Source organism: Cedecea neteri (genome assembly GCF_000758305.1).
Lineage (GTDB): Bacteria > Pseudomonadota > Gammaproteobacteria > Enterobacterales > Enterobacteriaceae > Cedecea > Cedecea neteri_C.
In genome coordinates this window covers 4533052-4547613 of the sequence record NZ_CP009458.1, presented here as the reverse complement: position 1 = coordinate 4547613, position 14562 = coordinate 4533052, and the positions used below count along the sequence as shown (strand labels likewise).

Genomic DNA, 14562 nt, shown 5'->3' with positions numbered 1-14562 from the left:
ACTTCAGGCGAGCGCCCGGGCCAGCAGCGTGATCGGGTGCTCGCAGCGTTTACTGGTGGACATTTCTATCTGCCATTTACAGGTTTCGCAGTCCGTTACCACCAGGTCTACGCCACTCTCTTCAATTTGCTGAAACAGCGGGGCGCCGATGCGCTGGGACGTTGGGTAATTCTCCTTTTTAAAACCATAGGTGCCGGCAATGCCGCAGCACTGGGAGTCCAGCATCACCAGTTCCACGCCGGGAATGCGGCGCAGCAGCTCAATGGAATAAAGCGTCCAGCCCATTTTCTCCATATGGCAAGGCGTATGGTAAGCGATACGCAGCGGCGTGTTTTTTAACGGTAGCGTTCTGCCATCCTCTTCCAGCAGTTTCCAGATATAACGCGTGGCGAGCTCAATCTGTTCGCGAACCGGAGCTGTGTCGATGCCAAGAATATGCGGATATTCATCGCGCAGCGTGAAGGTACAGGTTGACGAAGTCGTAATGACCGGCAGCCCGCGCTGTATCACGGCCTCTTCCAGCGAGCTGGCATTTACCCTTGCCTGTTTCTTTGCCTTTTCGATAAAGCCGTTGGCGATAAGCGGCACGCCACAGCATTTTTCTCTTTGCAACAACTGGACGCCGATGCCCATCGCGTTAAGCACTTTGACCATGTCTTTGCCGAGCTGCGGATGGTTGTAGTTCACGAAACAGCCGTGGAAGAAAGCAACCTGTTGCGGGAAGCTGGCCTGGTGCGCCGCCTGGCGTCGATACCACTGGCGGAAGGTACCGAAGGAATATTTAGGCAACTCGCGGTGGGAATCAATTTTCAGGGTTTTATCCAGCAGCTTGCGTACCGGCTTCATACCGGTAGTAGCGTTGATCAGCGGAGCGAAAGGCGTGGAGAGCGTACCGAGTAAATCCGTATGGCTGAGAATCGCATCCCGCAGCGAAGGTTTATGTTCGCCATATTTGGCCCGCGCCCGCTGGATGATATCGCCAATTTTGACTTCGGACGGGCAGGAGACTTCACAGCGCTTGCAGTTGGTGCAGTATTTTAGCGCGTCGTCATAAAGCGAGGGATCTTTCAGGCGCAGCCTTTCCCCGTCGGGCCCGGCCTGTTTTGGCCCTGGATATTCCGGGCGTACGCGGCTGACCGGGCAAGCCGTGGTGCAGACCGTGCATTTAATGCAGCTTTCAAAGCTGGTTTCATCAAGCAGGTTCATGGCAAGCCTCCGCTGTAACAAGGATTTGATTGGCCACACAGAGCGCCGTGAGCATCGACACGCCGGCTCCGCATCCCTGCTGAATAGGATCAAAGCCTCCCAGCACCGAGCCAATAGCGTAGAGATTTTTAGTGTGTTCCCCGTGGTGAGACGGCTGGAAGTGGTTATTCACGGTGAGACCAAACTGCAGCCAGGGCTGCGGCGTGAAGAAATCTGTCTTACTCCAGGTGGCTCGCTCGGCCTGGATGTTCACGTCCAGCCCGAAGATAGGTTCGATGACGTGTTGCCGGGTAGCCTCCAGCCCGCCGCTGAAAAAGCTGCCGCTGGCCAGGATGACATGCTGGGTCCGCAGCGGCACTTCACGATGATTTTTGGTGAACAGGGCATGGATGCAGCCTTGTTCAAGCTGAGCGCCGGTCACGGTATCTCCGGGCATGATAAGCCCGCCCAGGGACTGAAAACGGCGGCGGAGCGCATTGTGTAGCCTCATCCCAAGTACCGAAGGCGGCAGGGTTGGCAGGAGTTTTACCGGCACACCGAGAGCCTGCTCAACGGCTATCACCGTTTGGGCTTCCAGGTCCAGGCAGGCGGGCAGAATCATGGCCTCGCCGCTGCCCAGCAGCAGCCTGAGTTCATCCACCAGCGTTGAGAGGTTTTCCGGCAGATCCAGTACCCGGGCGATGTTTACGGCCCGAAACTCGCTTGGGTTATTTCGCAAGACATCAAGCACGGGCAGGGTAAGCTCGGCGACGTGCACGTTACAACCGGTGGCAGACAGTGAGCCCGCCACCAGTTCCGCCTGAAAGTCCAGGAAGCCAGCAATATTAATCACCGTCACTTTTTTCCAGGGCAACGGCGCCTGCGGCACTTCCGGCGGGCTGAGCCAGCTGGCTCTTTGCTTGCCCAGCGGCGTGATTCTGAGGTGATTCTGGCGGTGATGCCCCACCAGCGGAATGCCAGCCCTGGCCAGCAGTTGTTCACTCTCTGCGGCAAGCGCCAGCACGTTTTCTTTGCCCATCAGGCTGTAGGGATGCTGAGGCGCTTGCCCGGCCAGGTTTTCCAGTGCGGCCTCTGGTTGGTGAACGGGAGTGCCGTCCGGTAACGTCGAAAGCAAATCCAGTGAACCAGAAGAAAAATGCAGCGCGCTTTGCCCTCGGCTGACGATGGCGCAGCGCTGGCCGCTCTCCGCCAGCTTTATGCCGGCTGTCAGTCCGGCCAGGCCGCTGCCAATGATAATCGTGTCAAATTTCATCCCTGTTCTCCGTTGTCCAGGCCGCACAATCCCTGGTAAACCCAGGCGGTAAATTCGCTTTCTCGCAATGTATTCCCCCAGGCGACAGGCCGAACGCCCTTCCAGCGTTCGTTGAGGAAGTGAGAGAGTTGCTCCAGCGATTGGGCAGGCGTAGTGAGCTGGAAGCGTTGCAGGAGACCGGCTGCCCGGCAGGCGCACAGCTCGCCCTGGCAGGTGCCCATGCCGACGCGCGTTCTGCGGCGCAAATCTCCCAGGTTTTTTACACCAAGGGCATCAATGGCATAGCGCACTTCGCCGGTGGTGACGGCTTCGCATTCGCACACCAGGCTGTTGCTGAGTCGGCTGTTATTGAGCAGCCGCGTTGCGCGGTCACCGTGCCGCCAGACTGCGGAGCCGCGAATTGTTGGCGGTAAGGAGATAACTTTCCCCAGCGTTTGCTCCGCGGTCTGCTCGGAGCCCGGCAGCGACGCCGAAGCCGTGGAGCAGGGCGTGGTGTTCCCTAAACGCTCGCAAACCAGGTCCGTTGCCCACTCCGCCATCAAGCGGTAGGTCATCAGTTTCCCGCCGGTAATGGTGATGAAGCCATCCATGCCGTCGCGTTTCGCGTGGTCCAGCAGCACAATTCCTCGGCTGACGCTGCGCCCGGTAGGATCGTTGTCGCTGGCAACCAGAGGCCGGACGCCAGCGTAGGCCCGAAGAATGCGCGTTCGGCCAAGCACCGGAGCCAGTTTTTCCCCTTCACGAATCAGCGTGTCCACTTCATCCGGCGTGACGCACATGTTGTCGATTTGGTCGTAGCCGATATGTGTCGAGGTGGTTCCGATGAGCGAGATGGTATCGCCGGGTACCAGAATATCGGCGTCTGCCGGTTTGCGGCAGCGGTTGATGACCATGTTGTTGATGCGGTGGCCGAGGATCAGTAATGCTCCTTTGGCCGGGAACATTTTTACGCTGAGATCGGCGTATTCTGCGATGCGCTGCCCCCAGATCCCTGCGGCATTTACCACCATTGGCGCCCGGAATTCACCTGCCTGGCGGGTAAGATGGTTGAAGACGCGCACGCCACAAACGCGGGAGCCTTCACGAATCAGGCCGGTGATTTCGCAACCCGTCAGCACTTCTGCCCCGTGTTCTTTGGCATCAAGCATGTTAGCGGCGGTGAGGCGGAATGGATCGACCGTGCCATCCGGGACGCGCACCGCGCCGAGAAGAGATGGATTTGCTGACGGCTCCAGCCGTAATGCCTCTTTGGGATCCAACGCTTCTGCTGGAATACCGGCCTGGCGACAGGCGGCGATAAACCCGCTTTGGAATGCCAGATCATCTTCCGGCAGGGTGATAAACAGGCCATCCGTGGGCTCGATACAGTGGCGGGCAATCCGCCGCAGAATGCGGTTTTCTTCGATGCACTCTTTGGCGGATTCCCCGTCGGTGACCGCATAGCGTGAGCCGCTGTGAAGCAGGCCGTGATTGCGGCCGGTGGCACCCGTCGCGATGTCGTGGCGTTCAAGCAGCAGAACTTTTAGCCCGCGGCGGGCGCAGTCTCGTGCTATGCCAGCCCCGGTCGCTCCTCCGCCGATGATTATCACGTCCGTTTCTCTGCTCACATGGCGCTCCTTTATCCCCTTTTTCATTACCGTTATTCAGCCATAAAGAAAGTGTGGAATGTTTGATTGCGAGCAAATTCGAGCAATAAACGAAAATTATTAATAGAAATATGCACTATTTCGCCTTTTTGTAATAAAAATGTAACATTGTGTGCGATGTTTCACAGTAAATACGCGCACAGATAACTACCATGCGCTCGCAAAAGAACATTTGGCAGGAGCCGTTTGCTCCCGCCGCAAATCCAGGCCACGGAGGCTCGTATGCTTAGTATCTTTAGACCTGCCGCGCACCAGGCGCGTTTGCCAAAGGAGCAGATAGACCCGACCTATCGCCGCCTGCGCTGGCAAATCTTCATGGGCATCTTTTTTGGTTATGCCGCTTACTATCTGGTGAGGAAAAACTTTACCCTTGCGATGCCGTATCTGGTGGAGCAGGGCTTCTCCCGAGGCGATCTCGGTTTTGCACTTTCCGGGATTTCGATCGCTTACGGATTTTCGAAATTCATCATGGGTTCGGTCTCTGATCGCTCGAATCCGCGCGTATTTCTACCCGCCGGGCTGATTCTTGCCGCCGCCGTGATGCTGTTTATGGGCTTTGTGCCGTGGGCAACGTCCAGCATCGCAATCATGTTTGTGCTGCTGTTTGCCTGTGGCTGGTTCCAGGGCATGGGATGGCCGCCGTGCGGGCGCACCATGGTGCACTGGTGGTCGCAGAAAGAGCGTGGGGGCATTGTTTCCGTCTGGAACTGCGCCCATAACGTCGGGGGCGGTATTCCTCCGCTGCTGTTCCTGCTGGGGATGGCGTGGTTTAACGACTGGCATGCGGCGCTGTACATGCCCGCTTTCGCCGCCATCATTGTGGCGATTATCGCTTTCGGTTTAATGCGCGACACGCCTCAATCCTGCGGCCTGCCGCCGATTGAAGAGTACAAAAACGACTACCCGGACGATTACAGCGAGAAAGCGGAAGAAGAGCTGACGGCTAAGCAGATCTTCATGAAGTACGTCTTCCCTAACCGTCTGCTGTGGTACATCGCCATTGCCAACGTGTTTGTCTATTTGCTGCGTTACGGCATCCTGGACTGGTCGCCAACTTACCTGAAAGAAGTGAAGCACTTCGCGTTGGATAAATCCTCGTGGGCCTACTTCCTTTATGAATACGCGGGTATTCCCGGCACGCTGCTGTGTGGCTGGATGTCGGACAAGGTGTTCAAAGGTAACCGCGGCGCGACAGGCGTGTTCTTCATGGTGCTGGTGACAATTGCCACCGTGGTTTACTGGCTCAACCCGCCGGGCAATCCGGGCGTGGATATGGCCTGTATGATCGTTATCGGCTTCCTGATTTACGGCCCGGTGATGCTGATTGGCCTGCATGCGCTTGAGCTTGCACCTAAGAAAGCGGCAGGGACGGCAGCGGGCTTTACCGGCCTGTTTGGCTACCTGGGCGGCTCGGTCGCGGCCAGCGCGATTGTCGGCTACACCGTGGACTTCTTCGGCTGGGACGGCGGCTTTATCGTGATGATTGGCGGCAGTATTTTGGCCGTGCTGTTGCTGATTGTGGTGATGATTGGTGAGCGTAAACACCACGATGAAAAAATGCTGAAAAACGGCTAAGGAAAACACCATGAAACTGATGGCAAAATCTTTACTGGCGGGCGTGGTGCTGGTGGCAACCAGCAGCGTCTTCGCCCAGACGACGGATAAAATCGTGATTGCCCACCGGGGCGCCAGCGGCTACCTGCCCGAGCACACGCTGCCGGCGAAGGCGATGGCCTATGCTCAGGGCGCGGATTATCTTGAGCAAGACCTGGTGATGACCAAAGACGACAGACTGGTGGTGTTGCATGACCACTATCTGGACAGGGTGACCGACGTCGCGAAGCGCTTCCCGGACAGGGCACGTAAAGACGGGCGTTACTACGCCATCGACTTTACGCTGGCGGAAATCAAGTCCCTGAAGTTCACCGAGGGCTTCGACATTGTTAACGGCAAGCAGGTGCAGACTTATCCGGGGCGTTTCCCGATGGGTAAATCCGACTTCCGCGTGTACACCTTTGAAGAAGAGATCGAGTTTGTTCAGGGGCTGAACCATTCCACCGGGAAAAATATTGGCATCTACCCTGAGATAAAAGCGCCGTGGTTCCACCACCAGGAAGGTAAGGATATTGCGGCGAAAACCCTTGAGGTGCTGAAGCAGTATGGCTACACCAGCAAGCAGGATAAGGTTTATCTTCAGTGTTTTGATGCCGCCGAACTGAAGCGCATTAAAAACGAGCTTGAGCCGAAGATGGGCATGAACCTTAACCTGGTGCAGCTTATCGCCTATACCGACTGGAATGAGACTCAGGAAAAACAGCCGGACGGCAAATGGGTGAACTACAGCTACGACTGGATGTTTAAGCCTGGTGCGATGAAGCAGATTGCCCAGTATGCCGACGGCATTGGCCCGGACTACCATATGCTGGTGGAGAAGGCGTCAACCAAAGGGAACGTGAAGCTCACCGACATGGTGACCGAAGCGCACGCCAGCAAATTGACCGTGCATCCTTACACGGTGAGGGCGGACGCGCTGCCGGACTACGTGAGCGATGTGAATCAGCTGTACGACGTGCTGTATAACCAGGCAGGCGTGGATGGGCTGTTTACTGACTTCCCGGATAAGGCCGTGCGGTTTCTGAATAAGCCGTAATCGCTAATGAAAAAGGCCGCATTTGCGGCCTTTTTTACATCACTACATCTCGAGTTCGATATCTCCCCGCGCTTTGCAGCAGCAGGGGAGAATTTCACCGGGCTGGATAAACGCCAGCGGCTCGGTCAGCCACTGAACTTCACCCGCCAGCAGCTTAGTGCGGCACGAACCGCAATAGCCTTCCCGGCACTGATACTCTACGCAGACTTTGTGTGACTCCAGCGCCGCCAGCAGCGAAGGGTGTTCCTCTTCGCTCATCAACTGCGCACCGGTAATGCTGAGCGTAATGCGGCCCATTGTTTACAGCTGGAAGTTGCTCAGATCGTCGGTATCGACTTCCGAGTCAATCTGGCCCACCAGGTAGGAGCTGACTTCCACTTCCTGCGGCGCAACCTGAACGTTGTCGGACACCAGCCACGCGTTGATCCACGGAATCGGGTTAGAGCGAGTCTGGAACGGCAGGTCAAGGCCCACAGCCTGCATGCGGATGTTGGTGATGTACTCCACATACTGGCAGAGGATGTCTTTGTTCAGGCCGATCATCGAGCCGTCGCGGAACAGGTAATCTGCCCACTCTTTTTCCTGCTGAGCGGCCAGCACGAACAGGTCGTAGCATTCCTGGCGGCATTCAACGGCGATTTCGGCCATTTCCGGATCGTCTTCGCCGCTGCGCATCAGGTTCAGCATATGCTGGGTGCCGGTCAGGTGCAGGGCTTCGTCGCGGGCGATCAGCTTGATGATTTTGGCGTTACCTTCCATCAGCTCACGCTCGGCAAAAGCGAAGGAACAGGCGAAGCTCACGTAGAAGCGAATCGCTTCCAGGGCGTTAACGCTCATCAGGCAGAGGTACAACTGACGCTTCAGCGCACGCAGGTTCACGGTGACGGTTTTGCCGTTCACGTTGTGCGTGCCTTCGCCCAGCAGGTGCCAGTAGCTGGTCATCTCAATCAGGTCGTCGTAGTAGCCAGAGATGTCTTTGGCGCGCTTGAGGATTTCCTGATTGGTGACGATATCGTCGAAGACGATCGCCGGATCGTTCACGATGTTGCGGATGATATGGGTGTAAGAACGAGAGTGAATGGTCTCGCTAAACGCCCAGGTTTCAACCCAGGTCTCCAGCTCAGGAATGGAGATCAGCGGCAGTAAAGCGACGTTCGGGCTGCGGCCCTGGATGGAATCCAGCAGCGTCTGGTACTTCAGGTTGCTGATGAAGATGTGCTTCTCATGCTCCGGCAGCGCCTGGAAGTCGATACGGTCGCGGGAGACGTCTACTTCTTCCGGGCGCCAGAAGAAGGAGAGCTGCTTTTCAATCAGCTTTTCGAAGATGTCGTATTTCTGCTGGTCGTAGCGCGCGACGTTGACCGACTGGCCAAAGAACATAGGCTCGGCGAGCTGATCGTTTTTCGTCTGTGAAAAAGTAGTGTAAGCCATTATTTGTATTCCGTTATTTTGTTTTCCCTCACCCTGACCCTCTCCCTAAGGGAGAGGGGACTGGCACGGGGCCGGGATAAGCAGAGGTGAGGGAAAAACGACAATCAGATTTTACATGCGCCGCTTTCGCAGCCATCGTCCTGGATGGAAGGCGCCAGGTCATCCTGAGTGTCTTCCGCGCCGTCACGGGTGTTTTGATAGTACAGGGTCTTCACGCCGAATTTATAGGCGGTGAGCAGATCCTTCAGCAGCTGCTGCATTGGCACTTTGCCTGACGGGAAGCGCGTTGGGTCGTAGTTGGTGTTGGCAGAGATCGACTGGTCGATAAACTTCTGCATCAGGCCAACCAGCTGCAGATAGCCGTCGTTGCTCGGCATTTCCCACAGCAGTTCGTAGTTGTTTTTCAGCGCTTCATAATCCGGCACAACCTGGCGCAGGATCCCGTCTTTCGACGCTTTAATGCTGATGTGGCCGCGCGGCGGCTCGATGCCGTTGGTGGCGTTGGAGATCTGCGAAGAGGTCTCGGACGGCATCAGGGCAGAAAGCGTGGAGTTGCGCAGGCCGTGAGTTTTGATGGACTCACGCAGGCCTTCCCAGTCCAGATGCAGCGGCTCGTTGCTGATGGCATCCAGATCTTTCTTATAGGTGTCGATTGGCAGGATGCCTTTTGCATAGGTGGTTTCATTGAACCACGGGCAGGCACCTTGCTCTTTCGCCAGCTCGTTTGACGCTTTCAGCAGGTAGTACTGAATGGCTTCGAAAGTCTTGTGCGTCAGGTTGTTTGCGCTGCCGTCGGAGTAACGTACGCCGTGCTTCGCCAGATAATAGGCAAAGTTAATCACGCCGATACCCAGGGTACGACGACCCATGGCGCCGCGTTTTGCCGCCAGAATTGGGTAATCCTGGTAGTCGAGCAGGGCGTCGAGCGCGCGAACAGCCAGCACGGCCATCTCTTCCAGATCGTCCAGGCCGTTAATCACGCCAAGGTTGAACGCGGACAGCGTACACAGGGCGATTTCGCCGTTTTCATCGTTGACGTCGTCCAACGGTTTGGTCGGCAGGGCGATTTCCAGACACAGGTTGGACTGGCGCACCGGGGCAATCGCCGGGTCGAACGGGCTGTGGGTGTTGCAGTGGTCAACGTTCTGGATGTAGATACGGCCGGTGGAGGCGCGTTCCTGCATCATCAGGGAGAACAGTTCCACCGCTTTCACGCGCTGTTTACGGATGCTGTCGTCTTTTTCGTATTTGGTGTACAGGCGTTCGAACTCGTCCTGGTCGGCGAAGAAAGCGTCGTACAGTCCCGGCACGTCAGACGGGCTGAACAGGGTGATCTCTTCGCCCTTCAGCAGGCGGGTGTACATCAGCTTGTTGATCTGTACGCCGTAGTCCATGTGGCGCACGCGGTTGCCTTCCACACCACGGTTGTTTTTCAGCACCAGCAGGCTTTCTACTTCCAGATGCCACATCGGGTAGAACAGCGTTGCCGCCCCGCCGCGCACGCCGCCCTGGGAGCAGGACTTCACCGCGGTCTGGAAGTGTTTGTAGAACGGGATACAGCCGGTGTGGAACGCTTCACCACCGCGAATCGGGCTGCCCAGTGCACGAATGCGGCCGGCGTTGATACCGATGCCAGCGCGCTGGGAAACGTATTTCACGATCGCGCTGGAGGTGGCGTTGATAGAATCCAGGCTGTCGCCGCACTCGATCAGTACGCAGGAGCTAAACTGACGGGTCGGGGTGCGCACGCCGGACATGATTGGCGTAGGCAGGGAAATCTTGAAGGTGGACACCGCGTCGTAGAAACGTTTCACGTAGCTGAGACGGGTTTCACGCGGGTAGCCGGAGAACAGGCAGGCGGCGACCAGAATATAGAGGAACTGCGCGCTTTCGTAGATTTCACCGGAGACGCGGTTCTGCACGAGGTATTTACCTTCGAGCTGCTTCACCGCCGCGTAAGAGAAGTTCATGTCACGCCAGTGATCGATGAAATCGTTCATCTGCTCGAACTCTTCTTCCGTGTAGTCTTCCAGCAGGTGACGATCGTATTTACCCATCTCAACCATTTTCACAACCTGATCGTAAAGCTTCGGTGGCTCAAACTGGCCGTAAGCTTTTTTACGCAGGTGGAAAATTGCCAGGCGAGCGGCGAGGTACTGATAATCCGGTGCGTCACGGGAGATCAGATCGGCTGCAGCCTTGATGATGGTTTCATGAATGTCAGAAGTCTTGATGCCGTCGTAAAACTGGATATGGGAACGCAGCTCAACCTGGGAAACGGAGACGTTGTTCAGACCCTCAGCGGCCCAGTCGAGTACCCGATGAATTTTATCCAGATTGATGCGCTCTTGGCTGCCATCGCGTTTTGTAACCAGCAGACTCTGATTCATGTGAGTTTTACCTGTCCGTGAGATGAGTTTTCCCCTGATTTATACACATCCGCTAGCCTGTGACTAACTCTGTGGATAAATACTATATATAGGGGGTGGGTGACAAATTGGTCACTAGATGGTGAGTATTCTAGTAAGGAATCCGTTCAGTACAAGTATTGATTTCATCAATAAAATGAGGTTCCCCAGGGCGCTTTTTTCGTAAGTCCACGTCACGTAAGGCTTGAGGGAATTGTCAATGGGATGCAAAAAAAATGAAAATTTTGATCGGGTGCTGATTTCTTAAACTTCATCGATAATTGCGCAACGACTCTGGCGCAATTATCGATAATCAATCCTTATACGATATGCCGATTTATGCTTCAGTATGCAGCATATAATTAACATCTACCCCAGGGCCAAGCTTGAATACGTTGGTGATGGGGTTGAAATGTAATCCGGTCATATGGCGCTCGCGCAGCGGGGTTTCATCCACCCAGCGTAAGAGTTCGGCGGGCTTGATAAACTTTTTAACATCGTGCGTGCCTTTCGGCACCATGCGCATCACATACTCTGCGCCGACGACGGCCATCAGCCAGGCTTTGCCGTTGCGGTTGATGGTGGAGAAGAAGACGTGGCCGCCGGGTTTAACTAAGCGCGCGCAGGCGTGAACCACAGACTGTGGGTCAGGCACGTGCTCCAGCATTTCCATACAGGTTACGACGTCGTACTTCCCGGCATGTTTGCTCGCGTGTTCTTCTACGGTCTCCTGGACATAGTCCACCTTAACGCCGCTTTCCAGCGCGTGAAGGCGAGCCACCTGCAGCGGTTCAAAGCCCATATCCAGGCCGGTGACGTTGGCGCCTTCACGCGCCATGCTCTCCGCCAGAATGCCGCCGCCGCAGCCAACGTCGAGCACGGTTTTGCCGAACAGACCACCGGCGCGCTGATTGATATAACCCAAACGCAGAGGATTGATACGGTGCAGCGGCTTAAACTCGCCTTCCAGATCCCACCAGCGGGAAGCGACAGCTTCAAATTTGGCGATTTCCTCGTGGTCGACGTTCTGCGTAACCGGTTGGTTTTCAGCATTCATTACAGCGGTGACTCCTTGCAGATGTTAAGGCAGGCAGTATATCAGGCTAACGGCGTGAATAAAGCGCCGACAATTGCGTTGAGGTTTCCCCACACAGGGCCGGATGTGTTATAATTTGCGACCTTTGAATCCGGGAAAACAGTAGAGGGATAGCGGTTACATGAGCGACCTTGCCAGAGAAATTACGCCGGTCAACATTGAGGAAGAGCTAAAGAGCTCGTATCTGGATTATGCGATGTCGGTTATTGTCGGCCGCGCACTGCCAGATGTCCGCGATGGACTTAAGCCGGTACACCGTCGCGTGCTTTACGCGATGAACGTATTGGGCAATGACTGGAACAAAGCATACAAAAAATCCGCCCGTGTTGTTGGTGACGTTATCGGTAAATATCACCCTCATGGTGATACCGCGGTTTATGACACCATCGTCCGTATGGCACAGCCATTTTCCCTGCGTTACATGCTGGTCGACGGCCAGGGTAACTTCGGTTCCGTAGACGGCGACTCCGCCGCGGCGATGCGTTATACGGAAATCCGTATGTCGAAAATCGCCCACGAGCTGATGGCAGACCTGGAAAAAGAGACGGTTGATTTCGTCGATAACTACGACGGCACCGAAAAAATTCCAGACGTCATGCCAACCAAAATTCCTAACCTGCTGGTAAACGGTGCATCCGGTATCGCAGTCGGGATGGCGACGAACATTCCGCCGCACAACATTACCGAAGTGATCAACGGCTGCCTCGCCTATATTGAAGACGAGAACATCAGCGTTGAAGGGCTGATGGAACACATCCCTGGCCCGGATTTCCCGACTGCCGCTATCATTAACGGCCGCCGCGGTATTGAAGAAGCGTATCGTACCGGCCGCGGTAAAATTTATATTCGCGCCCGTGCTGAAGTCGAAGCGGACGCGAAAACCGGCCGCGAGACCATTATCGTTCACGAAATTCCGTATCAGGTGAACAAAGCTCGCCTGATCGAGAAAATCGCCGAGCTGGTCAAAGACAAACGCGTGGAAGGCATCAGCGCCCTGCGCGATGAGTCTGATAAAGACGGTATGCGTATTGTTATTGAGATTAAACGCGACGCCGTGGGCGAAGTGGTGCTCAATAACCTGTATTCCCAGACTCAGCTGCAGGTTTCCTTCGGTATTAACATGGTGGCATTGCACCATGGTCAGCCGAAGATCATGACCCTGAAAGAGATCCTGTCTGCATTCGTGCGCCACCGCCGCGAAGTGGTGACTCGTCGTACCATCTTTGAGCTGCGCAAAGCGCGCGACCGCGCACACATCCTCGAAGGTCTGGCGATCGCTCTGGCGAATATCGACCCGATCATCGAGCTTATTCGTAACTCGCCAAATGCTGCCGAAGCAAAAGCGAGCCTGGTGGCCCGTTCCTGGGACCTGGGCAACGTTTCTGCAATGCTTGAGCGCGCGGGCGACGATGCTGCTCGTCCTGAGTGGCTGGAGCCAGAGTTTGGCATCCGTGACGGCAAATACTTCCTCACCGAGCAGCAGGCTCAGGCGATTTTGGATCTGCGTCTGCAGAAACTGACCGGCCTTGAGCACGAAAAACTGCTCGACGAGTATAAAGAGCTGCTGGAGCAGATCGCCGAACTGCTGCACATCCTGGGCAGCGCAGAGCGCCTGATGGAAGTGATTCGCGAAGAGCTGGAAGCGATGCGCGATCAGTTCGGCGATAACCGCCGCACCGAGATCACCGCTAACACCGCAGATATCAACATTGAAGATCTGATCAACCAGGAAGATGTGGTGGTCACCCTGTCTCACCAGGGCTATGTGAAGTATCAGCCGCTGACCGATTATGAAGCGCAGCGTCGCGGTGGCAAAGGCAAGTCGGCCGCCCGTATTAAAGAAGAAGACTTTATTGACCGCCTGCTGGTGGCCAACACCCACGACACGATCCTGCTGTTCTCCAGCCGTGGTCGCCTGTACTGGATGAAGGTGTATCAGCTGCCGGAAGCGAGCCGTGGCGCGCGTGGCCGCCCAATTGTGAACCTGCTGCCGCTGGAGCAGGACGAGCGCATCACCGCAATTCTGCCGGTGCGCGAGTACGCAGAAGGCATCAACGTGTTCATGGCGACCGCAAGCGGCACCGTGAAGAAAACAGCGCTGACCGACTTCAGTCGTCCGCGTTCTGCGGGCATCATCGCCGTTAACCTTAACGAAGGTGACGAGCTGATTGGCGTTGATTTAACCAACGGCAGCGACGAAGCGATGCTGTTCTCGGCTGCAGGTAAAGTGGTGCGCTTCAAAGAAGACGCCGTTCGTACCATGGGCCGTACCGCAACGGGCGTTCGCGGGATCAAACTTGCCGGTGACGACAAAGTGGTGTCGCTGATCATTCCTCGCGGTGACGGCGCGATTCTGACCGTTACGCAGAATGGTTATGGTAAACGTACCGCGGCGGCCGAGTATCCAACTAAGTCTCGTGCAACGCAGGGCGTTATCTCCATCAAAGTCACCGAACGTAACGGCAGCGTCGTTGGGGCGGTGCAGGTGGAAGACACCGACCAGATCATGATGATCACCGATGCCGGTACGCTGGTGCGTACTCGTGTGTCTGAAGTCAGCGTGGTTGGGCGTAACACCCAGGGCGTTATTCTCATCCGTACTGCGGAAGACGAAAGCGTTGTGGGCCTGCAGCGCGTCGCCGAGCCTGTGGATGACGAAGAGCTGGACAGCATCGACGGTAGCGTTGCAGAAGGGGACGATGATATCGCGCCGGAAGCGGATACCGATGATGATGTTGCCGACGAAGCGGACGAATAATCCGGAATAGTCTGTAAAAAAGGCCGCGCAAGCGGCCTTTTTTGTTTGCCGTTGCGGGACAAAGGTTTTGCGGCTACCTTAAGCGCATCTCTGTTCACTCGCTCGCGTACTTTCA

At 56.0% G+C, this 14562-nt stretch carries 9 protein-coding genes and 1 pseudogene; 3 read left to right on the top strand and 7 right to left on the bottom strand.

Going from position 1 to position 14562, the window contains the following annotated elements:
* Positions 1-3 precede the first annotated feature (3 nt).
* From glpC to glpA, 3 genes and pseudogenes are all read right to left on the bottom strand, one after another.
* Entirely contained in the window at positions 4-1206 is a 1203-nt protein-coding gene (gene glpC, locus LH23_RS21070) for an anaerobic glycerol-3-phosphate dehydrogenase subunit GlpC (RefSeq protein ID WP_039295499.1), read from the bottom strand.
* Positions 1193-2458 (bottom strand): glycerol-3-phosphate dehydrogenase subunit GlpB, encoded by a 1266-nt coding sequence (gene glpB / locus LH23_RS21065; protein ID WP_039295497.1) that lies wholly within the window; start codon positions 2456-2458, stop codon positions 1193-1195. Before glpB ends, glpC begins: the two co-directional genes overlap by 14 nt.
* Positions 2448-4092: pseudogene (gene glpA / locus LH23_RS21060) on the bottom strand (anaerobic glycerol-3-phosphate dehydrogenase subunit A). Before glpA ends, glpB begins: the two are co-directional and overlap by 11 nt.
* Positions 4093-4326: 234 nt before the next feature.
* On the opposite strand from glpA, the gene glpT reads away from it, so the two are divergent.
* A complete protein-coding gene (gene glpT / locus LH23_RS21055; RefSeq protein ID WP_039297062.1) occupies positions 4327-5679 on the top strand; it encodes a glycerol-3-phosphate transporter in 1353 nt (450 codons plus the stop codon).
* Positions 5680-5698: 19 nt separating this feature from the next.
* Positions 5699-6754: a glycerophosphodiester phosphodiesterase gene (gene glpQ, locus LH23_RS21050; protein ID WP_419672754.1), complete on the top strand. Its 1056-nt coding sequence runs from the start codon at positions 5699-5701 to the stop codon at positions 6752-6754.
* Positions 6755-6796: 42 nt separating this feature from the next.
* On the opposite strand, the gene yfaE is transcribed toward glpQ, so the two are convergent.
* The 4 genes from yfaE to ubiG form a co-directional block, all read right to left on the bottom strand.
* Positions 6797-7051, bottom strand: a complete 255-nt coding sequence (gene yfaE / locus LH23_RS21045) for a class I ribonucleotide reductase maintenance protein YfaE (RefSeq protein WP_008459838.1) — start codon at positions 7049-7051, stop codon at positions 6797-6799.
* 3 nt (positions 7052-7054) lie between these two features.
* Complete coding sequence (gene nrdB, locus LH23_RS21040) at positions 7055-8185, bottom strand: class Ia ribonucleoside-diphosphate reductase subunit beta (RefSeq protein ID WP_008459840.1); 1131 nt, start codon at positions 8183-8185, stop codon at positions 7055-7057.
* 104 nt (positions 8186-8289) lie between these two features.
* Positions 8290-10575 carry a class 1a ribonucleoside-diphosphate reductase subunit alpha gene (gene nrdA / locus LH23_RS21035; RefSeq protein ID WP_039295492.1) on the bottom strand — a complete coding sequence of 762 codons (2286 nt, stop codon included), beginning with the start codon at positions 10573-10575 and terminating at the stop codon, positions 8290-8292.
* Positions 10576-10930: 355 nt separating this feature from the next.
* The gene (gene ubiG, locus LH23_RS21030; protein WP_039295490.1) at positions 10931-11650 is read right to left on the bottom strand and encodes a bifunctional 2-polyprenyl-6-hydroxyphenol methylase/3-demethylubiquinol 3-O-methyltransferase UbiG; all 720 of its coding nucleotides are present in this window, start codon (positions 11648-11650) and stop codon (positions 10931-10933) included.
* Between the two features lie 160 nt (positions 11651-11810).
* Here ubiG and gyrA point away from each other — a divergent pair, with 160 nt between their 5' ends.
* Entirely contained in the window at positions 11811-14447 is a 2637-nt protein-coding gene (gene gyrA, locus LH23_RS21025; protein ID WP_039295489.1) for a DNA topoisomerase (ATP-hydrolyzing) subunit A, read from the top strand.
* Positions 14448-14562 lie beyond the last annotated feature (115 nt).

Excerpts from the sequence above, each read along its gene's own strand:
- ubiG (WP_039295490.1), bottom strand. The coding sequence starts at position 11,650 with ATGAATGCTGAAAACCAACCGGTTACGCAGAACGTCGACCACGAGGAA.
- glpT (WP_039297062.1), top strand. The coding sequence starts at position 4,327 with ATGCTTAGTATCTTTAGACCTGCCGCGCACCAGGCGCGTTTGCCAAAG.
- glpB (WP_039295497.1), bottom strand. The coding sequence starts at position 2,458 with ATGAAATTTGACACGATTATCATTGGCAGCGGCCTGGCCGGACTGACA.
- glpC (WP_039295499.1), bottom strand. The coding sequence starts at position 1,206 with ATGAACCTGCTTGATGAAACCAGCTTTGAAAGCTGCATTAAATGCACG.
- gyrA (WP_039295489.1), top strand. The coding sequence starts at position 11,811 with ATGAGCGACCTTGCCAGAGAAATTACGCCGGTCAACATTGAGGAAGAG.
- glpQ (WP_419672754.1), top strand. The coding sequence starts at position 5,699 with ATGGCAAAATCTTTACTGGCGGGCGTGGTGCTGGTGGCAACCAGCAGC.
- nrdA (WP_039295492.1), bottom strand. The coding sequence starts at position 10,575 with ATGAATCAGAGTCTGCTGGTTACAAAACGCGATGGCAGCCAAGAGCGC.
- nrdB (WP_008459840.1), bottom strand. The coding sequence starts at position 8,185 with ATGGCTTACACTACTTTTTCACAGACGAAAAACGATCAGCTCGCCGAG.
- yfaE (WP_008459838.1), bottom strand. The coding sequence starts at position 7,051 with ATGGGCCGCATTACGCTCAGCATTACCGGTGCGCAGTTGATGAGCGAA.